This window comes from Mucilaginibacter sp. P2_A4 (assembly GCF_056405015.1).
On sequence record NZ_JBFUCX010000012.1, the window covers coordinates 133,778 to 154,281 of the forward strand.

Genomic DNA, 20,504 nt, shown 5'->3' on the forward strand with positions numbered 1-20,504 from the left:
ATTTAATTGCCATGCTGGTATTTAAATACGTAATGCAATACCTTGCGGTACAATTCATCGGGTAAAAAGGGTTTCACCATCACATCATTAAACCCGGTTTGCCTTATCTCCTCTTCTATCTCCGTTGGAAGATGGGCAGTGAAGGCTATAATTGGTATGGTAATACCAATGGCACGCATTTTACTGGTGGCTTCATAACCATCCATTACCGGCATGTGTAAATCCATTAGTATCAGCTTATGCCGGCCTGCATCAAGCGTATCCAATGCTTCCTGCCCGTTTGCAGCAACATCAATAACTGCCCCCCAACGCTTTAAGTAGGTTTGAGCAACCAATAAATTAATAGGATTATCATCAACCAATAAAATAGCTATACCACTAAGCAGATTATCAGCTTCTTGCGGACGAACATCGGCGCTTACCTCATTAAGCGTATTGGTGCTTTTTTCAAACGTTTGTTCAAAATAAAATATAGCGCCCTCCCCTTCATCACTTACCAATCTAAGTGATGAGTTTTGAAGTTCAAGAATCCTTTTAGTGATGGCCAGTCCCAAACCTGTACCTCCAAAACTCCTGGATACTGATGAATCTGCCTGCGTAAATCTTTCAAATATCAGTTTCTGTTTGGCTTTGGGAATACCAATGCCGGTGTCTTTCACCTCCATTCTCAGCATGATACTAACTGGGGTTTCCTCAATAACATCAACACCTACCAGCACACCACCATTTGATGTAAATTTTATGGCATTGTGTACCAGGTTAGTTAACACCTGTGTAAGCCTTGTTGGGTCGCCCAAAAGTTTGTATTTTAACGCCTCATCTATATGCAATTTAAGGTATATACCCTTATCCTGGGCGGCAAACTGCAAGCCGGTAACTACATTCCTGGCTATAGCGGCCACATCCATCTCAATATGCTCAAAGGATACTTTACCGGCGTCAATTTTATTATAATCAAGTACATCGTTTACAATTGACAGTAAATTATTTGCAGAAAAAAGCATCACATTTAAATGCTCTTCCTGGTCTTTACGGGGAGTGTTTTTCAACAATAAATGGCTCATCCCTATAACAGCATTAAGCGGCGTACGAATTTCGTGGCTCATGGTACTCAAAAATTCACTTTTTGCTATAAGCCCCTGCTCTGCCTGTTCGTGCGCCTTTTTCAATACAAAAGAAACCCGGTGCGATAATACCAGCGATTGTAAAAAGAAAAAGCTAACATATCCGCAGAAACTCAACAACTGTAGAGGCGGTATCATTCCCCAGTAATGAAACAATGAAATGGCAAAAACCGACATGAGGGCAACAGTACTTATCAATGCATACAACGAGCCAGGCTGCTTATTGCGCCAGGCATCCAGGTACACATAAGGCACATACACCAGGCAAAAAAGCGTCACCATTAAAAAAGGATTTACCAATTTGGTAAAATATATGGGACGCAAAAAGAGTGAAGCGGCGGCAAAAGAGAAACATACTACAATAATGCTATTAACAATGCGCTTGTTAACATTTGCGGGATATAAGGCTAAAGTATATAAGCCAAATATGCCTATGCCTGCAAATAAACTTATATACTCTAATCGGGTGGTTACGTACCAGCTGATGTTGGGCAAAAGTGTATTTAGTTCATAATTATCAGTGCCTATGATCCGATAACTATAAATGATGCAGTATAACGAAAAAAGCATAATTGCTTTGTCCCTGCTTCCAAAAAGATACAGACCGAGAAAGAAAAAACCGCCCATGAGCAGGCAACCTGTAAGCACCATGTCAATGCTTGTAATGCGCAGCCGTTTTAATTCAATGTTTTCTTTATACCCAATAAATATTTGTTTACTTATCCCTCCTTTACTGTGCGCAAAATTGGATATCTGTAAGGTAATTTTAATAGTATCAGTATGGGCTGGTAATTCAACAGCATGAAACTCCCAATGGGGGATAAAACCATGCTCACTTGTGCTCACTTCTCCATTTACAGCAGCCAGCCTATTATTTATATACAAACGGTACGCCGAGTAAACATCGGGCATGGAAAGGCTTAGTGGCTTGTTGGTTTTAGGCAATAGCACGGTAAGGTGGTAAGTTGCATAACCAAAAGCGGGCAAGACTTTACCTTTTAACTTATACCCCACCCAGGTAAATGGAAAATCCACCAATATGCCTCTGTTAATATTGATTTTTTGCGGGGGAATTAATTGCTGCCAAAAAAAGGCCCAATTGCCATTTAACGGAATTTCGCTGTTTAAAGATTGTTGCCGAAGATCTATCTGCGCATTTAATGCAACAGGCTGCCTGTCAACAGGCAATGCGCAGCCAAAGCCGATACAAATGTTTAATAAAAGCAGTACTATAAAAAAATGCTTTTTAATTTTCATTACTCATTAAAACAATTGTAAATGGCCGGAGTGGATTAGTACCTGAAATATTTTCAGTTGATAAATATAAGGGATTTAAAAAAACACCCATGCAACAGCCAGGCATTTAATTGCAGGCAGGCACTTAAGATTAAGCAGAGATACCTGCCCTGCTGCCTATTTCCTATTTTAACAAGTAAATAAGTTAATCCTCTTCGTCCTCTTTACCCTCAAAAAAATTATCCTTCAGGTCATCAATTTCCCTTCTGTCTAATTTAGTTGGGCGGCCTGTACCACGATCGCGTTTAAGGATAGGGGCCTGGAACATGGATTTAAAAGCCGGGGTTTGTTCAACAGGGGTAATATCCATGTAGTAGTCAACAGCTTTTTTAGCATCCACCCTATTTTCGAGCAGACCGGTTACTCTGATTATTTTACGATCCGGACCTTTTGATACCTGGTAAGTATCGCCGATTTTTACTTCGTAGGATGCTTTAATATTCTTGCTATCCAGTTTTACACGCCCGGCCTTACAGGCATCAGAGGCCAGGGTACGGGTTTTAAAAAGCCTTATAGCCCATAGGTACTTATCTATTCTTAATTTTTCTTTTTCGGGCATTGTTTAATTAATTCTTAGCCATTAGCTCTGTTTAATCCCGTTCACGTTATAATAGGTTATAACCGCAATCAGCACGGCACAAAACTAATCAATATCCTAAAAATTAGCGTTGCTGGTTTAACCAGTCCTGAAGGTCTTTTTTTATAAATTTGTGGTAAAGGTATTCTGCATATCCAACGCTAACATAGTCTGGAAATTTCCAGGTAGGATAATAGCGCTTTTTAATGTATTTCAAAATGCTGAAAAATATAATCCCAAAAATCAGCAGGGATGATATCGCCAGTAAAACAATGCAAAAAATGGCCATAGAATTCATAATCAAAGAGGGGATTAGGTTGTGATAATTTAAATGATCTGTGAAACAATTATAAGATATTTTTTTATATTATATAACCTATATTACTAAAAACCAATACAATCAGATTAAAAGAAGTTATCGTTATTACAATAATTCAACACGTTTGTAACCGTAATCAATTATAACATATTTAGATTGCCGTTACAGAGAAAACTAACGAACACCAAATTGCCGGGCTTTTACTAAAACACATTCACCTAAATTCAATCAATTCTCCCTAAAATTCCTTTAATTTGCCAAAAGTTAATTTCGCCAATGCAAGATCTTAAAAAACTTATTGAAGACGCCTGGGAAGACAGGAATCTGCTAAATTATAATGACTATACCAATGCCATTGAAGCGGTTATTGAACGTTTAGACAAAGGCCAAATCCGTGTAGCCGAACCGATTGGAACACGCTGGCATGTAAACGAGTGGATAAAAAAAGCTGTAATACTATATTTCCCTACCCGCAGTATGGAAGAAATAAAGGTTGGCCCTTTTGTTTTTCATGATAAAATGAAATTAAAAACCGACTATAAAGCAAACGGCGTTCGCGTAGTGCCTCACGGTATTGCACGTTATGGCGCTTACCTTGCTAAAGGTGTTATCATGATGCCATCATATGTAAACATAGGCGCTTATGTTGATGAAGGCACTATGGTTGATACCTGGGCTACTGTGGGTTCATGCGCGCAAATTGGCAAACATGTGCATTTAAGTGGCGGTGTTGGCATCGGCGGTGTACTTGAGCCATTGCAGGCTGCCCCTGTTATTATTGAAGATAATTGCTTCATTGGTTCAAGGGCTATTGTTGTAGAAGGTGTGCATGTTGAACACGAAGCCGTTTTAGGCGCAAATGTGGTTTTAACCGCATCAACAAAAATTATTGATGTTACCCACTCAACACCAATTGAGTATAAAGGCCGCGTACCGGCACGCTCTGTAGTTATACCGGGATCATATACCAAAAAATTTGCCGCCGGCGAATACCAGGTTCCATGTGCTTTGATTATTGGTACCCGCAAGGAGTCAACCGATAAAAAAACATCGCTGAACGATGCGCTGCGTGAAAATAACGTAGCGGTTTAAGTTAGATTTGAGATGGGAGATACGAGATTTGAGACTATATCTTTATAGTTAATCAATCTTATATCTCCCATCCCATATCTTATATCTTAACATATGAAAATAGGATACGATGCCAAGCGGGCTTTTTTTAATAATACGGGCTTGGGCAACTACAGTCGTTGGCTCGTTAAGACTATGGCTTGCTTTCATCCCGAGAACTCCTATTTTTTATATACACCCAAAAACAAACCAAACAGCCGGCTTAGCTTTTTGGGCGATCATAGCAACGTTTACACAATAACCCCTAAGAGTAAATTCTTCACCTCCTTATGGCGTAGCAAAGGCGTTGTGAACGATTTGAAGCGCGATGGCATTGAATTATATCATGGCCTTAGCCATGAACTACCTTCTGGTATCGGGCAAAGTGGTATCCCCTCTGTTGTTACAATTCACGATCTCATCTTCATCCGTTTTCCAAAACAGTTTGGATGGTTTAATTGCCAAATTTACCTGGCCAAAATAAAACACGCCTGCAAGGTTGCCAACAAGATCATCGCTATAAGTGAAAAAACAAAAAGCGATTTGATGGAGTTATTAAATATCGAGGCAGATAAAATTGAAGTAATTTACCAGGGATGTGATCTGGCTTTTGGTATTACACAAACACCAGAACAAAAAACCGCTGTACAATCAAAATATAACCTCCCGGCTAAATTCCTGCTTAGCGTGGGTACTATAGAGGAAAGAAAGAACTTACTATTAATTGTAAAAGCGTTAAAAAATATTCAAAACGATATCCCTTTAGTGGTAATTGGTAAAACAACAAAATACACGGAGCAGGTTAACGCGTATTTAGCTGCCAACAATTTAACCAACAGGGTTATCTTTTTAAAAGATGTTACCTTTGATGAACTGCCGGCTATTTATCAATTGGCGTCGATATTTATTTATCCTTCCCGATATGAAGGCTTTGGTATTCCTATATTGGAGGCCCTAAATTCAGGAACGCCTGTTATAGCAGCAACAGGCTCATGCCTTGAAGAAGCAGGGGGACCAGGTAGTATTTACATCAATCCGGATGATACAACGGCACTGGCAGAATATGTTAATCTTATTTTTGCTGATGATAAATTAAAGCAAGCTATGATAACCAAAGGACTTGAATACGCTGCTAATTTTTATGATGATAAACTGGCCCTGCAATTGCAGCAGCTATACCAAAACACATTGAACCATGCTTAGAGATGAAGTTGCAAACGCTTTTAAAGTACTACAGGAAGGCGGTATTATATTGTACCCTACAGATACCATATGGGGAATAGGCTGCGATGCCACCAATGCCGAAGCTATAAAAAAGATATTTCGCCTTAAACAGCGCGACGAGGCTAAAAGCATGGTGATCCTGATTGATACCGAAAACAAACTGGAAAGCTATGTGCAGGAAGTAAACCCTTTGGCTTATGACTTAATTGAATATGCCGAAAACCCTTTAACCCTGGTAATGCCGGGTGCTAAAAATGTTTCACCTTCAATAATAGCTGCTGATGGCAGTATAGCTATACGGGTTACAAGCCACCAATTTTGCCAGCAGCTTATACAGCGCTTGCGCAAACCCTTGGTGTCCACATCGGCCAATATCAGCGGCAAACCCTCGCCACAATACTTTTCGCAAATTGACCAGGAGATTATAGATGGTGTTGATTACGTAGTTGATATAGATCAGCATAGTAAGGAAATCAAAAACCCGTCAACCATTATGAAGCTTGCTCCAGATGGTCGTTTTGAGTTTATCAGAAGGTAGACTTAAAGTTTGAAAATAACGGCAGAAAGTCTTGTTTCGGGAGTTCAGATTATAGATTTAGGATTTAGAAATTGGAGTTTGGAATTTAACCTTACCTTTGCACTTTGCTTCAAAGCCTAAAATTTAGAATTTAGAACTTAGAATTTAGAGTTTCTATGAAACAACATCTGCAGCATTCTGTATTTTCTGTTATATCCAAACTTGCTGCACAACATCATGTACAGGTGTATGCCATTGGTGGCTTTGTACGCGATATTTTTTTAAACCGCCCTTCAAAAGATATTGACATTGTAATTATTGGCAATGGTATTGAATTTGCCGAGGCAGTGGGCGCCAAACTCAAAGTAAAGGTTGCCATTTATAAAAACTTTGGTACCGCATCACTCAAATACCAGGACCTGGAAATTGAATTTGTTGGTGCGCGTAAAGAATCATACCGCCGGGATTCCCGCAAGCCAATTGTAGAGAACGGAACTTTGGAAGACGACCAAAAACGCCGTGATTTTACTATAAATGCGCTGGCCCTCTCTCTCAATTCAGAAACATTTGGCGAGCTTCTTGATCCCTTCAACGGCTTAGCCGACCTGGAACATAAACTGATCAGGACGCCCCTTAATCCTGCTGAGACTTTCTCTGACGATCCCCTGCGCATGATGCGGGCTATCAGGTTTGCTTCACAGCTTAATTTCAGGATTGATGACATTGCTGTGGCGGCTATTAAAAACAACGTTGATAGGATCAGTATCATATCGCAGGAACGTGTAACCGACGAGTTGAATAAGATCATCCTCTCGCCTGTGCCATCAATCGGTTTTAACTATTTGTTTGATACAGGCTTGCTGCATAAAATTTTTCCGCAGATGACCGCTCTTTACGGAGTTGATTATATTGACGGCAAAGGCCATAAAGATAATTTTTACCATACACTGCAGGTACTGGATAACATTTGCACCACCACTACCGACCTTTGGTTACGCTGGGCTGCCATTTTGCATGACATTGCCAAACCCGCAACCAAACGTTTTGAGCCCGGTCACGGATGGACATTCCATGGGCATGAAGATCGGGGAGCGCGCATGGTGCCTAAAATATTTGCGCAGTTAAAACTGCCGCTAAACGAAAAAATGAAACAGGTGCAAAAACTTGTTCAGCTGCATTTACGTCCTATTGTATTATCACAATCCATCGTAACAGACTCAGCTGTACGCAGATTACTTTTTGAAGCCGGTGATGACATTGAAGGACTAATGTTGTTGTGTAAAGCAGACATCACCACAAAAAATGAATATAAGGTAAAAAAATATCGTAACAATTTTGAGCTTGTTCAACAAAAATTAAAAGATGTTGAGGAGCGCGATAGCATAAGAAACTGGCAGCCACCGGTTACCGGGGTAGATATTATGCAGCTTTTTGGTATAAAAGAAGGCCGTGAAGTAGGAATTATCAAAAATCAGATCCGCGAGGCCATTTTAGAAGGCGAGATTCCTAACGAACGTGAGGCTGCCATTAATTACACAATTGCCAAAGGCTTAGAAATTGGCTTAAAAGTTGTGGCAAGTTCAAATTAAATTAAAACACTATTTTTGTCCCCATTTTAAAAATTTACTAAAACAATGGCACTATACAGGTTCAGGGTTACTTTCGAAGATTATGATGACGTGATGAGAGAGATTGATGTGAAATCGAATCAAACTTTCGAAGATTTACACCGCGCAATACACCAGTCAACCGGTTATAATCCCGAATTTTCTTCATCGTTTTATATCAGCAATGATCAATGGACCAAAGGTGAAGAAATAACCTATCTGCCTAATCAAAAAAGAAAAGATCGTGGCATATCGCTGATGAGCAATGTAAAACTATTAAGCTTTATTGACGATCCGCACCAGAAATTTTATTACACTTTCAATTTTGATCGTCCGTTTGATTTTCACGTAGAATTGATGAAGATCATTCTTAATGATACACCGGGTACCACATACCCGGCTGTAATTAAATCTGTTGGTGAAGCACCAAAACAGTTTGGCAATGTATTCACTCCTACGGCTACAGCTGCGCCTGATGAAGATTTCGACTTTTTAAACGAGATGGCATTTAATCCCGAAGATGCAGAAGACTTCTCCGAAGTTACAGATGTTGAAACAGACCTACCCGAAGAAAAGGCCGAAGAGGAAGAAGATGATGAATTCGGCAATGAATTCTCTGATGATGAAGGCTTCGAGGATGACGATAAACCACACCGCGGTGGCGATGATTATTAATAAGTTAATTAAGATATTTATACCTGTCATTGCGAGTTAAAAATCCAGTGAACACTGAAAGCGCAACGACGCGTTAAAGCTTTGTCATCCTGAACGTAGTGAAGGATCGGTTATTCGCCCTGTAAAGTCTGCGAATAGATCCTTCACTACGTTCAGGATGACAATTTTTTATACAAACATGTCATTGTAAAAAATGATTTTTTATTTCACTGAATAATATCCCCATGCCTCAACCCACTCCTAAAAACCTCATAGTAGTTGCTGGCCCCACAGCTGTAGGGAAAACAGCTGCCGCTATTGAACTGGCGAAACATTATAATACTGTTGTGGTATCTGCCGATTCGAGACAGTTTTTTAGGGAGATGAGTATTGGTACCGCAAAACCCAATGCAGCAGAACTTGCCCAGGTTAAGCATTATTTTATTGATTCACATTCCATAAATGAGCCATTCTCGGTTGGCGACTTTGAAAAACAGGGCCTTGCTTTGCTTGACGAACTTTTTAAAATACATGACCATGTTATTTTGGCAGGTGGCTCGGGGCTTTATATCAAAGCAATTTGCGAGGGCTTTGACGATCTGCCAACTGCCGATCCAAACACAAGGGAAAAACTAAACCAGGAACTGGAAGAAAAAGGGCTAACCCACTTGCAGGAAAAATTAAAAGCTGTTGATCCCGTTTATTACGCCGAGGTTGACTTAAGTAATCCACAACGTATTATCAGGGCATTGGAAGTTTTTGAAACTTCGGGCAAACCCATATCCTTTTACAGGCAATCCACAGTTAATAGGCGCCCGTTCAATATTATAAAACTGGCCTTAAATCTCCCGCGCGAAATACTTTACCAACGCATTAATGATCGTGTAAACATCATGATGCAGCAGGGTTTATTGGCAGAAGTAACTGCCTTGATGCCTTATCGTCATTTAAACGCCTTAAACACCGTAGGGTATTCTGAGATCTTTGATTATTTTGATGGCAAGCTTACCCTTCAAAAAGCTATTGAAATGATTCAGCAAAACACCCGGCGTTTTGCCAAAAGACAGCTTACCTGGTTTAGAAAAGATACGTCATTTATTTGGTTTGATGCCGGCGACCCGGATGTTATTGCTCAAATGATAACTCAAATTAATGCATGATACTGAGAATCAATATTCAGTTTCCATCAATGTATTAAACTTAAAATCCATTTAATCACCTCAACATTAGCATAAAATTGCTAATATTGCAGTTTGATTGCTAAACACTACTATTTAGGTGGATTTAGCGGAGTTTTAAATTAGCATGCACAAATATTATCTTACTCATCTGCAGGAATTAGAATCAGAAGCCATTTACGTAATAAGGGAAGTGGTTGCCCAGTTTGATCGTCCTGCTATACTGTTCTCGGGCGGTAAAGACTCTATCGTAGTTACCCACCTGGCCCAAAAAGCCTTTTGGCCGGCCAAAATACCTATGCCCCTTATCCACATAGATACCGGGCATAATTTCCCGGAGACCATGGAGTTTCGGGATAAGCTGGTTGAAAAACTTGGAGTGCAGCTAATCGTCGGCTCGGTACAGGAAGCTATCAATAAAGGCCGTGCGGTTGAAGAAAGTGGTATTAATGCAAGCAGAAATGAGTTGCAGATAGTATCCTTATTAGATACCATCGAACATCATAAAATTGATGCTGCCATTGGTGGTGCCCGCCGCGATGAGGAAAAAGCCCGTTCAAAAGAACGTTTCTTTTCGCACCGTGATGAGTTTGGTCAGTGGGATCCTAAAAATCAGCGTCCCGAATTGTGGAACATCTTTAACGGCCGCAAACGTATGGGCGAGCATTTCAGGGTGTTTCCGATAAGTAACTGGACCGAAATGGATATCTGGAACTACATATTGCAGGAGAATATTGATATCCCTTCCTTATACTTCGCACATAACCGTAACGCTGTTTACCGCGATGGCACCTGGCTGCCCGCTTCTGAATTTTTGTCACTGCGTGAGGGCGAATCTGTGGAGAATAAACTAATGCGTTTCCGTACGTTGGGTGATATCACCATTACCGGCGGTATTGAATCTGACGCGGATACCCTGGAAAAAATTGTAGCCGAAGTATCAGCCACCCGCAGTACCGAGCGTGGTAACCGCAGCGATGATAAGCGCTCAGATACCTCTATGGAAGACAGAAAAAAACAGGGTTATTTTTAAATTAGTCAATTAGCTTTTTAGCTTAAATATAACGTGGGATACCTACAGGAACCACACATTGAATTATGGAACTATTACGTTTTACAACAGCCGGCAGCGTAGATGACGGAAAAAGCACACTCATAGGGCGATTACTTTACGACTCCAAATCCATTTTTGAGGACCAGATGGAAGCCGTAAAGCAATCGAGCGAAAGAAAAGGATTACAGCATATCGATCTTTCATTGCTCACCGATGGTCTGCGATCTGAAAGGGAACAAGGCATTACTATTGATGTAGCCTACCGTTACTTTGCTACGCCAAAACGTAAATTTATCATAGCCGATACTCCGGGGCACATTCAATACACCCGTAATATGGTTACCGGTGCATCAACCGCCAATTTAGCGTTGGTGCTGATAGATGCCCGCAAAGGCGTGGTTGAACAAACCTGCAGGCACTCCTTTATTGCTTCGTTATTAAAAATTCCTCATATCATCGTCTGCATCAATAAAATGGACCTGGTTGATTACTCGGAAGATGCATACAACAAGGTAGTTGAACAATACGAAGCTTTTGCTGCCAAAATAGATGTTACAGATATTCGTTTTGTACCTATCAGCGCGCTTGATGGTGATAATGTGGTAAATGATTCTGTAAATATGCCTTGGTACAAAGGCGAAAGCTTGTTGCACACGCTGGAAACCATTCACATTGGCAGCGATGAAAACCATTCCGATGCACGTTTCCCGGTGCAAACCGTGATTCGCCCGCATGCAGATGAGTATCATGATTACAGGGGATATGCCGGCCGCATAGCCGGTGGCATTTTTAAACCCGGCGACAAAATAACTGTTCTGCCTTCGGAGTTAACGTCGGCTATTAAATCTATTGATACGTTTTCAGGCCCTGTTGAAGAAGCCTTTGCGCCTATGTCGGTATCTATCACCCTTGAGGATGATATTGATGTAAGCCGTGGCGATATGATCATAAAGCACGATAGTGAGCCACATGTAAGTCAGGATATTGAGGTTATGCTATGCTGGATGGGCACCCGTGGCCCACGCCCCGGTGCTAAATATCACCTTAAAAACACCACGCGCGAAGTAATGGCCATTATAAAAGAGGTATATTACAAATTAGATATTAACACAATGGAAAAGCTGGAAAATGCCGGCGATATCAAAATGAACGAAATGGCCCGTGTACGCCTGCGTACCACTCAGCCTCTTGTTTTTGATGAGTATCGCAAAAACCGCATCACAGGATCGTTGATATTGGTTGATGAAGCGACTAATGAAACTGTTGCCGCGGGAACCATATTAATGTAGTACCCCAGCCCCCTAAAGGGGCAGCTTTTTGATTTGCATAAGTACTAAAAAAGACCGATTCGAAAAGAACCGGTTTTTTTTGTATAAATACAAGCCTCGTTTAATGGTAGCGGGCCTAACTTTCGTGTAAAGCTATTTGCTTTAGTTAAAGCAAGTGGGTTGATCAACTCAATAAACCACTCACCTAATCAACCATTCACCAATTATTAAATATACTTTGTTCCAAACTTACTCTTCACATCGGCTACAACCTGTTTAACGCTTTGCTCCTGGTCTCTTGGGCAAATAAGCAGGGTGTTGTTTGATTCCACCACGATAAAATCATGCAGGCCTCGAAGGATCACCAGCTTTTCGCCGGGAACATTGACCATACAGTTGGATGAATCATACATGATCACCTTATCTGAGGGGATAACGGCATTGCCCACGTAATCCTTTTCGGCCAGGTCATAAATAGATGCCCAAGTGCCCAGATCGCTCCAGCCAAATTCCGATGGCAGTACATATACGTTGCCGGCTTTCTCCATCACCCCGTAATCTATCGAAATATTGGTGCAATGCTGGTAAGCTTTGTCTATATGCGTTTTTTCTTTATCCGTATTATAGTAAGGTTTGGCAGAGGTAAATATCTCGTGCATCTCGGGTAAATACGTATCAAATGCTTTTACGATGGCTTTTGCCGACCATACAAAGATGCCCGCGTTCCACAAAAAGTCGCCGCTTTGGATAAAGGTTTTGGCTATCTCCAGCGTAGGTTTCTCGGTAAAGGTTTTAACCTTATGAAAATCTTCGCTAATGGTATTTTCGGTATACTGAATATATCCATAACCGGTATCCGGCCTGGTGGGCTTGATGCCCAGGGTTACCAGGCAATTATGCTCGGTTGCTGTTCGTAGTGATTTTTCAATGGCGCTTACAAAGGCATCCTCATCCAGGATCTGCTGATCCGAGGGGGCCACCACGATAGCCGCGTCAGGATTCATGCTTTCTATCTTGAAACAGCCATACGCTACACAAGGAGCTGTGTTACGCATTACCGGCTCAGTGAGGATCTGCTGGTCTTCCATATCCGGAAGCTGGGTTTTTACCAGTTTGGTATAGTTTTCATTGGTTACAATGTAAATATTTTCTTTGGGGCACACTTTCAGGAAGCGTTCGTAGGTGTTTTGTATTAAAGTTTTACCGGTTCCCAGGATATCTATAAACTGTTTGGGGTGTGAAGTACGACTTATCGGCCAAAAACGGCTGCCTATTCCGCCTGCCATAATGATGGCATAGTTGTTTTTGTTCATATGTAATTTTAAGGATTATGCTGAATATAACAAAATAAAAATGCAATAATGATTTGATATCATCTAAAATACAGTAACAATCTTAATTAAATTAAGGTTTCATTAAGAATCTATTAAATAATTATTAGCGCAAAAAAAATCCAGATTACTATTATAGTATTCGGGATCGTTTCTTTTCAAAAAAACACACTTTTACGCTCTAAGCACTCCTATCGATTTACCTTTAAAATCAGGGAATAAAATTTTATCGTTATTGATTTTTAAATGTTTATCAGCCACTTCGCTAAATACATTCCTAAAATCGGTTGTAACAGCAAGGTCGCGGCCATCTTCCAGGTTCTCAACAGCCAATGGCTGCACGTTTCCATGTACCTTTCCACCATTAACATTATTGCCTAAAATAAAATTACATGAAGCGCGGCCATGATCTGTACCACCGGTACCGTTTTGGTGAACGGTACGGCCAAACTCAGTCATGGTCATCATTGTTACCTCATCCTGGTAAGCAGTGCCTATGTCTGTCCAAAAAGCCATCATGCTATTACTCAGATCAGCAACATTACGGGCGAAAATACCATTACCTGTACCCTGGTTGAAGTGTGTATCCCATCCGTTAGATTCGGCAAAGGCAACCTCCAAACCTACATTCATTTTAATAAGCTGAGCAATTTGTTTTAATGAGCTCCCCAAGGCCGAGTTTGGATAAACGGCGCCATTTGCAGGTGTATAATTTTTAACGTCAGCCTTTTGCAGCATTTTTAGCGCATCGAAACTTTCTTTACCAGTATCCTTTAATAAGCCGGGCGTAGTTTGATCGTACAGCTCCTCGAAGCTCTTGACGGCGAAGTTGGCCCCCATAGGGTTACCACGCATTTGCAGCGCAAAATCCTGTAGGTTACTGATAGCCACGGCTGGGTTATCGCCATAGAAAGAACGCGGCAAGGCCGATGTTAAACTTACTGCTGTAAAGGGCGTTAAGGCATCATGCCCCAATAACCCAACAGCGCGGTTAAGCCAGCCGCTTGATGTGCCTTTATTAAATGGCGTTCCACTTTCCATATAGTCCTGGGCATCAAAATGCGACCGGGTGTTGTTTGGTGAGCCAATACCATGTACAATGCCTAACCTCTTTTCGCGAAACATAGGTTCAAAGGCTTTCATGGATGGGTGTAAGCCAAATTTACCGTCTAAATCAATCAAGGGATTATCATTACCACCTTTAGCGGCATCCATAAATAAATTCGGTCGGGCTGCTTTTAGATGTTGATCTGTAAAAGGGGTAACAGCCATCAACCCATCCATAGCGCCACGCTGAAAAATGCAAATCAACGTTTTACCTTTTTTGTATGGCGCTATTATTTTATCCTGCGCGGCAGCTTCAGCAATAAATGCAGGAATACCACCCATGAGACCAACACCAAATAATGTGAGTCCACCTGCTTTTAAAAACCCTCTTCTTGATAACATCCTCTTTAATTAATCAAATTAACGCCTTTGATACTCCGGTGAACCAATTATTATCCCTACCACCTGTGCCAGGATTGATCTATTTTCATCAGCCGCTGTCATTAACTGATTCTCTTCCCTGGTATTGGAGCTAATTGAATCTCCAGGTACATAAAGTTCTTTTGCCGGAGATGAAAAACTATTGCTGGCCTTATCTACTTTCACCATCAACTGTGGATCGTTCAGCATGGGCGTGAGTTGTTTTATTGTTTTATCCAACGGACGCTCAGGCATTAGTATCTTGCTATAGGTAACCAATGCTGCCTGGGCGCTTTCGGGCTCATGATTTTTGTTCAGTTTTAACAGATCAAACTTTATACCTGGTATACGCCCAGAGGCAAATGCAAGGCCAAAATTCATCCTGCTCAACAAAGCACCTGTGTTAATCCAATACTGACCCTTATCCGGGAAACCTGTCGGCGCCTGGTAATAGTATACTTTTTCGCCCATCCGGGTTATCCAGTTGTATAACTGGTATGGCTGGCTTATCTGGGCATTCAAGCTTCTTACCGTGTTGATAGTTAATTCAAACGGTGATTTTGTTTTTTCGCGCAAAGCCGATACCGACCAAAACTCGGGAGCTGCTACCATAGTGATGAGCACCTTTTTTATGTCGCCATCACTGCTTAAAAATATTTTGGCCATTTTATCAATCAAAGTTTGTGGTGGGGCATCACTTACAAAACGTACGGCCAGTTTGCGCGATATAAATTTTGCCGTTGATTGATTATGCGCCAGCATATTTAATAACTGCACTCCTTCATCATACCCACCGTTAGGGCCAAAATGTTTACCCAGTACAGTTTTCTCACTACTATCATGACGGTTAAGGATAAATAAAAAGTCGCCATCATGCACAAAGCTGCCGTTAGGCACCCTCCGCTCTATTGTCTTTAACACGATGTTGCTTCCCTTACCATAATTACCAACAGGATAAACGGACCAGCCTGTAAGCACTTTTGCAGCCTGTGTAACGTCTTGCTGTGTATACCCACCATCAACGCCCAATGTGTGCAGTTCCATCACTTCGCGGGCATAGTTTTCATTAAGGCCCCGTTGCTGCCTTGCTTTTTTGAGTTTAGTTATCATCATCCCCTGTTTGCTGCTATCCGGTGCTATATCTGCCATTAATTGCTGCTTAGGCGCACTTGCAGATGAGCTGCTAAAATTATCGAGGTAGTACAACATTGCCGGAGATTTTGCTGTGGCCAGTAGTATATCATTAAATTTACCTAAGGCATTGGGCCTGATCACATCACGCTCATAATCAGGAATAAATTCGGCACATTGATTTTTGGTGATTGATACATTAAAGTGATTAAACCAAAAGCTTGTCATCACTTCCTGCAACTGATTATTACTGTATGCAGCTCTTAATATTTTTTGATTGATAAACTGCCTGAATAATTCCTGTTGAGGCTTCATCCCGTTTTGCGCCATATAGTTCTGGAGCATTTGGCGGTAAGCTGTTTTATTGGTTTGTACAGAATCTTTATTGATAATACCACTTTTTATCGCCTGTTGAGCAACCTGCCCCGGCCTTGGATATATGTTGGCAATTTGGGCATTACTAAGTTTAAGGGCATCAAAACGATCCAGTAACCTGTTGAGGGAATCATCTGTTAACTTAGCATCCAGTTGTTCCATGAACCATTTTTCCAATCCCTCGTTGGCCACAGCGTCAACTTCACCGGGTGTGGCCCCGTAGGTAAACCGACTTATTAAATGAGCAGCAGCCTGCATTTTTGTTAAACCTGCCTGCCGGTATGGGAATGTATAGATTTCACTTGCTTTATGACCGTTATAAAATGAAGAAAACAGCAGCAGGCCGCCAATTAACATACATGCTGATGGAAAGATGCTTTTGACTGATTTCATAGCTATCGTCGGTGACAATTTTATGACTTAAATAATTAGATATGGTTTAGTTATCCCAACCCTATAAAACAAAAAAGGCAATCAAACTATAATGTACATATTTGATTGCCTTAAATTATTGTATTGGGGATGCTAATTAAAAGAAGAGAATCGCCCGGCTGCCATATCGGCAATAGCATTACCAATAGCCAATGATGCGGTTGCCGCAGGCGATGGTGCATTTAAAACATGCAACATGTTATCTTTAGCCTCTATCTTAAAATCATCCAGCGTTTCGCCTTCGGCAGATATGGCCATCGCCCTTACGCCTGCACGGCCAGGCTGCAAATCATCCATCGTAAGACTTGGAATTAGCTGCTGTAAACCCGTTAAAAAACGTTTTTTTGAAAATGCCCGTCTGTATTCATCCAAACCAAATCGCCAATGTTTGGCAAAAAGCTTCCACGTACCTTTAAATTTAAAAGCTTCAATGGTATCGCCGAGAGAAAAGTCTGTTTTTTCATAGCCTTCCCTTTTAAACACAAAAACTGCATTTGGGCCGCATTCTACCGTACCATCAATCATACGGGTAAAATGCACACCCAGGAAAGGAAACTCTGGATTGGGCACCGGGTAAATAAGGTTTTTCACCTTGCTTTTCCCTTGTTCCGTCAAATCAAAATAATCGCCCCGGAAACCAACAATATGAGCTTCACTTGGTGCACCTGCACTTGATGCCAGCCTATCGGCCTGAAGCCCGCCAGCAGTAATTAAATACTTTGCGTGAAAGTTACCTCTATTGGTAACAACTGTTGTATAATCTGCATGGTGTTCAAATGCTTTTGCCGCACAATTGGTTAAAACTTTACTTTGTGGAAATTTAGCCTCAAACAATTCGCGGTATTTACGGGTAACGGCGGCAAAGCTGATAATACCTGTACAAGGTACCCAGATCCCTTCAATGCCTTCACAATAAGGTTCTATTTCCTTTATCTTTTTACTATCAATCTTCTCTATACCCTCCACACCATTAGCAAGGCCATTATTGAAAACTTTGTTCATGTGGGCCAGCTCAGATTGTTTGGTGGCTACGATAATTTTTCCGCAGATATCATGAGGCACCTTATTTTCCTGTGCAAATGCTACCAGCTCCCGGCGGCCATCAACACAAAGTTTAGCTTTATAGGAGTTTGGCTTGTAATAGATGCCTGAATGGATTACGCCCGAGTTATGCCCGGTTTGATGCGCGGCAACTTCACTTTCCTTTTCAAGTACAAGTATCCTTTTTTCGGGGTTACGCGTATTGATCTTGTAGGCTGTAGCCATTCCTACGATGCCGCCTCCTACTATAATGAGGTCATATACATTTTCCATATTAATTCAATGAATAGTAAACCCTAATGGCAATATGCATTCAAAATTGCACCTTTTAAACAGAAAACTGCAACTTGTTTAACACAAATTGCAGTTTTATTTATTGCCTATTGATTAATTGACCTTATATCTGCAATCAAGCTTTAGTACCTATGGATTGTACAATGAAACCTATAGCTCTTAGTTTGTTGGCATCAAGTAAGTTTCGCCCGTCAAATATTTTAGCAGGCTTTAACATGCTATCATATATTTTTTGCCAGTCATAATCTTTAAACTCATCCCACTCCGTAAGTACAGCAACAGCATGGGCGCCTTTACAGGCTTCGTAAGGATCATTTATTACCTTAAGCCCTTTTTTATTTTCTTCAGATGTCCTTGTTCCAAGGTAATCAAGGTCGAAATAGATCTGCCCTTCTAAAACTTTGGGATCATAAACCATAATATTGGCTTGCTCAAGTAACAAATGGTCAGCTACGTAAATTGCTGCCGATTCCCTTGTATCATTGGTATCCTTCTTAAAGGCCCAACCCAAAAAGCTTATTTTTTTCCCATTAACGGTATTGTACAGTTCCCTGATCATCTGATTTGCAAAACGCTTTTTCTGATGATCATTCATAATGATTACCTGTTCCCAGTAATCTGCCACTTCCGGCAAACCGTAACTTCTTGCAATGTAAACTAAGTTTAAAATATCTTTTTGAAAGCATGAACCGCCAAAACCTACAGAAGCCTTTAAAAACTTAGGCCCTATCCTGCTATCGGTACCAATAGCCCGGGCAACTTCGTTAATATCCGCCTCTGTTTTTTCACAAAGCTCAGTTAACGAATTAATTGAAGATACCCGTTGAGCCAGGAATGCATTTGCCGTCAATTTTGATAACTCAGATGACCAAACATTAGTAGTTAAAATACGCTCTCTTGGAATCCAGTTTGCATAAATCTCCACCAGGGACTGAACAGCAATTTGCCCCTCCGGCGTGCTATCCCCACCTATTAAAACGCGATCAGGAGCCTCCAAATCCTCAACAGCTGTTCCTTCTGCCAAAAACTCCGGATTGGATAATATTTGAAACTGCGAGCCATTCCCTGTATGGGTAAGAATATCTTTTATTGCGCTGGCTGTTCTTACCGGCAGAGTTGATTTTTCAACTATTATCTTATTATCCTTTGCTACTCTGGCAATTTGCCGGGCACAAAGCTCAATCCATTTTAAATCTGCCGCCTGACCTTTACCTGCACCATAGGTTTTGGTTGGCGTATTTACAGATATAAATATCATTTGGGCTTCATTAATAGCAGCCTCCACATCTGTAGAAAAAAACAAATTGCGACCTCTTGATTCTGCAACAACATAGCTCAGGCCTGGTTCATAAACGGGAATATTTTCAACATTCGGGTCATTCCATGCAGCTATCCGTTGTTCATTAAGATCGACTACTGTTACTTTGATGTGTGGGCATTTTTTTGCTATTACCGCCATGGTTGGTCCCCCAACATAACCAGCTCCAATACAGCAAATTTTAGTGATTTTGGTCATATATTATTTAATACTATAGCTTTGTTGAATTAATAATTTGGCGTTTCTTCTTTAAGATAAGTTATAGATTTAACTTATTTATATCTGAGCATTTTAATTCCATTTAAAGAGGATGTTTTTAAGGTTGAATGCCTTGAATATATTTTCCGTATCCACTTTTAATGTATTTTATCGCTAAAGCCTGTAGTGCATCATAATTTATAAACCCCATTCGGTAAGCAACTTCTTCAATACATCCAATTTTGGTAGCCTGCCGTTTTTCAATAACACGCACAAATTCTGTTGCATCGCTAAGGGAATCAAAAGTACCGGTATCCAGCCAAGCAGTTCCCCTATCCATTACCCCTACTTGTAATTGTTGCTTTTCGAGATACACTCTATTAACATCAGTAATTTCAAATTCGCCCCTTGGCGATAAAGGGATATTTTTAGCAATTTCAACAACCTGATTATCATAAAAATAAAGCCCCGGAACGGCAAAATTTGATTTTGGTTTAAAAGGCTTCTCTTCGATAGAAATAGCCTTTAAATTTTTATCAAACTCAACAACGCCATAGCGTTCAGGATCGGCAACCGGGTAAGCAAAAATGGCCGCACCATTTACATCGTTAAAACTTTGTATTAGTGTACTAAAACCTGACCCATAAAATATGTTGTCACCAAGCACTAAGGCCACCTTATCATTGCCAATAAAATCGGCCCCAATCACAAAAGCCTGTGCAAGACCGTTTGGTACTTCCTGAACTGCAAATTCAAAGCGACAGCCTAATTCATTGCCATCGCCCAGCAAGCGTATAAAACCAGCTTGGTCCTCTGCAGTAGTTATGATCAATATTTCGCTTATCCCTGCCAACATCAATATTGATAAGGGGTAATAGATCATTGGTTTATCATAAATAGGCATCAATTGTTTGCTGATGGCTTTAGTTATGGGGTAGAGACGGGTTCCAGAGCCGCCTGCCAGTATAATTCCTTTCATAAATTATTAT

Annotated in this window: 16 protein-coding genes; 8 read left to right on the forward strand and 8 right to left on the reverse strand. The window is 40.8% G+C overall.

Annotated elements, in window-relative coordinates; genetic code table 11:
- Positions 1-2: 2 nt before the first annotated feature.
- Both AC1DYB_RS21465 and AC1DYB_RS21470 read right to left on the reverse strand, forming a co-directional pair.
- Positions 3-2,381, reverse strand: coding sequence for an ATP-binding protein (locus tag AC1DYB_RS21465; RefSeq protein WP_477437859.1), 2,379 nt, complete (start codon positions 2,379-2,381; stop codon positions 3-5).
- A gap of 184 nt (positions 2,382-2,565) precedes the next feature.
- The gene (locus tag AC1DYB_RS21470) at positions 2,566-2,979 is read right to left on the reverse strand and encodes an RNA-binding S4 domain-containing protein (RefSeq protein WP_477437861.1); all 414 of its coding nucleotides are present in this window, start codon (positions 2,977-2,979) and stop codon (positions 2,566-2,568) included.
- Between the two features lie 613 nt (positions 2,980-3,592).
- On the opposite strand from AC1DYB_RS21470, the gene AC1DYB_RS21475 reads away from it, so the two are divergent.
- From AC1DYB_RS21475 to AC1DYB_RS21510, 8 genes are all read left to right on the forward strand, one after another.
- Positions 3,593-4,408 carry a 2,3,4,5-tetrahydropyridine-2,6-dicarboxylate N-succinyltransferase gene (locus AC1DYB_RS21475; RefSeq protein WP_477396645.1) on the forward strand — a complete coding sequence of 272 codons (816 nt, stop codon included), beginning with the start codon at positions 3,593-3,595 and terminating at the stop codon, positions 4,406-4,408.
- A gap of 93 nt (positions 4,409-4,501) precedes the next feature.
- Entirely contained in the window at positions 4,502-5,629 is a 1,128-nt protein-coding gene (locus AC1DYB_RS21480) for a glycosyltransferase family 4 protein (RefSeq protein ID WP_477437863.1), read from the forward strand.
- Positions 5,622-6,188 carry an L-threonylcarbamoyladenylate synthase gene (locus AC1DYB_RS21485; RefSeq protein ID WP_477396640.1) on the forward strand — a complete coding sequence of 189 codons (567 nt, stop codon included), beginning with the start codon at positions 5,622-5,624 and terminating at the stop codon, positions 6,186-6,188. The genes AC1DYB_RS21480 and AC1DYB_RS21485 overlap by 8 nt, the downstream gene beginning before the upstream one ends.
- A 155-nt stretch (positions 6,189-6,343) precedes the next feature.
- Positions 6,344-7,756 (forward strand): CCA tRNA nucleotidyltransferase, encoded by a 1,413-nt coding sequence (locus AC1DYB_RS21490; RefSeq protein ID WP_477437865.1) that lies wholly within the window; start codon positions 6,344-6,346, stop codon positions 7,754-7,756.
- A 45-nt stretch (positions 7,757-7,801) separates the two neighbouring features.
- Positions 7,802-8,449: an IS1096 element passenger TnpR family protein gene (locus AC1DYB_RS21495; protein WP_295720957.1), complete on the forward strand. Its 648-nt coding sequence runs from the start codon at positions 7,802-7,804 to the stop codon at positions 8,447-8,449.
- Positions 8,450-8,673: 224 nt separating this feature from the next.
- Positions 8,674-9,588 (forward strand): tRNA (adenosine(37)-N6)-dimethylallyltransferase MiaA, encoded by a 915-nt coding sequence (gene miaA / locus AC1DYB_RS21500; RefSeq protein ID WP_477437867.1) that lies wholly within the window; start codon positions 8,674-8,676, stop codon positions 9,586-9,588.
- 145 nt (positions 9,589-9,733) lie between these two features.
- Positions 9,734-10,639, forward strand: a complete 906-nt coding sequence (cysD, locus tag AC1DYB_RS21505; RefSeq protein ID WP_295720959.1) for a sulfate adenylyltransferase subunit CysD — start codon at positions 9,734-9,736, stop codon at positions 10,637-10,639.
- A 65-nt stretch (positions 10,640-10,704) separates the two neighbouring features.
- On the forward strand, positions 10,705-11,949 hold the full coding sequence (locus AC1DYB_RS21510; RefSeq protein ID WP_477437870.1) for a sulfate adenylyltransferase subunit 1: 1,245 nt from the start codon (positions 10,705-10,707) through the stop codon (positions 11,947-11,949).
- 206 nt (positions 11,950-12,155) lie between these two features.
- On the opposite strand, the gene AC1DYB_RS21515 is transcribed toward AC1DYB_RS21510, so the two are convergent.
- The 6 genes from AC1DYB_RS21515 to rfbA form a co-directional block, all read right to left on the reverse strand.
- On the reverse strand, positions 12,156-13,241 hold the full coding sequence (locus AC1DYB_RS21515) for a mannose-1-phosphate guanylyltransferase (RefSeq protein ID WP_477437872.1): 1,086 nt from the start codon (positions 13,239-13,241) through the stop codon (positions 12,156-12,158).
- Positions 13,242-13,433: 192 nt separating this feature from the next.
- On the reverse strand, positions 13,434-14,708 hold the full coding sequence (locus AC1DYB_RS21520; RefSeq protein WP_477437874.1) for a DUF1501 domain-containing protein: 1,275 nt from the start codon (positions 14,706-14,708) through the stop codon (positions 13,434-13,436).
- Between the two features lie 18 nt (positions 14,709-14,726).
- Positions 14,727-16,625, reverse strand: a complete 1,899-nt coding sequence (locus AC1DYB_RS21525; protein WP_477437876.1) for a DUF1800 domain-containing protein — start codon at positions 16,623-16,625, stop codon at positions 14,727-14,729.
- A 132-nt stretch (positions 16,626-16,757) separates the two neighbouring features.
- Positions 16,758-17,978: an L-2-hydroxyglutarate oxidase gene (gene lhgO, locus AC1DYB_RS21530; protein ID WP_477437878.1), complete on the reverse strand. Its 1,221-nt coding sequence runs from the start codon at positions 17,976-17,978 to the stop codon at positions 16,758-16,760.
- Between the two features lie 136 nt (positions 17,979-18,114).
- Entirely contained in the window at positions 18,115-19,515 is a 1,401-nt protein-coding gene (locus tag AC1DYB_RS21535; protein ID WP_477437880.1) for a UDP-glucose 6-dehydrogenase, read from the reverse strand.
- Between the two features lie 118 nt (positions 19,516-19,633).
- A complete protein-coding gene (gene rfbA / locus AC1DYB_RS21540; RefSeq protein WP_477437882.1) occupies positions 19,634-20,494 on the reverse strand; it encodes a glucose-1-phosphate thymidylyltransferase RfbA in 861 nt (286 codons plus the stop codon).
- Between the last annotated feature and the right edge of the window lie 10 nt (positions 20,495-20,504).

Coding starts and splice junctions, on each gene's coding strand:
- AC1DYB_RS21515 (WP_477437872.1), bottom strand. CDS start 13,241: ATGAACAAAAACAACTATGCCATCATTATGGCAGGCGGAATAGGCAGC.
- cysD (WP_295720959.1), top strand. CDS start 9,734: ATGCACAAATATTATCTTACTCATCTGCAGGAATTAGAATCAGAAGCC.
- AC1DYB_RS21525 (WP_477437876.1), bottom strand. CDS start 16,625: ATGAAATCAGTCAAAAGCATCTTTCCATCAGCATGTATGTTAATTGGC.
- AC1DYB_RS21495 (WP_295720957.1), top strand. CDS start 7,802: ATGGCACTATACAGGTTCAGGGTTACTTTCGAAGATTATGATGACGTG.
- AC1DYB_RS21535 (WP_477437880.1), bottom strand. CDS start 19,515: ATGACCAAAATCACTAAAATTTGCTGTATTGGAGCTGGTTATGTTGGG.
- AC1DYB_RS21510 (WP_477437870.1), top strand. CDS start 10,705: ATGGAACTATTACGTTTTACAACAGCCGGCAGCGTAGATGACGGAAAA.
- miaA (WP_477437867.1), top strand. CDS start 8,674: ATGCCTCAACCCACTCCTAAAAACCTCATAGTAGTTGCTGGCCCCACA.
- rfbA (WP_477437882.1), bottom strand. CDS start 20,494: ATGAAAGGAATTATACTGGCAGGCGGCTCTGGAACCCGTCTCTACCCC.
- lhgO (WP_477437878.1), bottom strand. CDS start 17,978: ATGGAAAATGTATATGACCTCATTATAGTAGGAGGCGGCATCGTAGGA.
- AC1DYB_RS21480 (WP_477437863.1), top strand. CDS start 4,502: ATGAAAATAGGATACGATGCCAAGCGGGCTTTTTTTAATAATACGGGC.
- AC1DYB_RS21485 (WP_477396640.1), top strand. CDS start 5,622: ATGCTTAGAGATGAAGTTGCAAACGCTTTTAAAGTACTACAGGAAGGC.
- AC1DYB_RS21475 (WP_477396645.1), top strand. CDS start 3,593: ATGCAAGATCTTAAAAAACTTATTGAAGACGCCTGGGAAGACAGGAAT.
- AC1DYB_RS21520 (WP_477437874.1), bottom strand. CDS start 14,708: ATGTTATCAAGAAGAGGGTTTTTAAAAGCAGGTGGACTCACATTATTT.
- AC1DYB_RS21490 (WP_477437865.1), top strand. CDS start 6,344: ATGAAACAACATCTGCAGCATTCTGTATTTTCTGTTATATCCAAACTT.
- AC1DYB_RS21470 (WP_477437861.1), bottom strand. CDS start 2,979: ATGCCCGAAAAAGAAAAATTAAGAATAGATAAGTACCTATGGGCTATA.
- AC1DYB_RS21465 (WP_477437859.1), bottom strand. CDS start 2,381: ATGAAAATTAAAAAGCATTTTTTTATAGTACTGCTTTTATTAAACATT.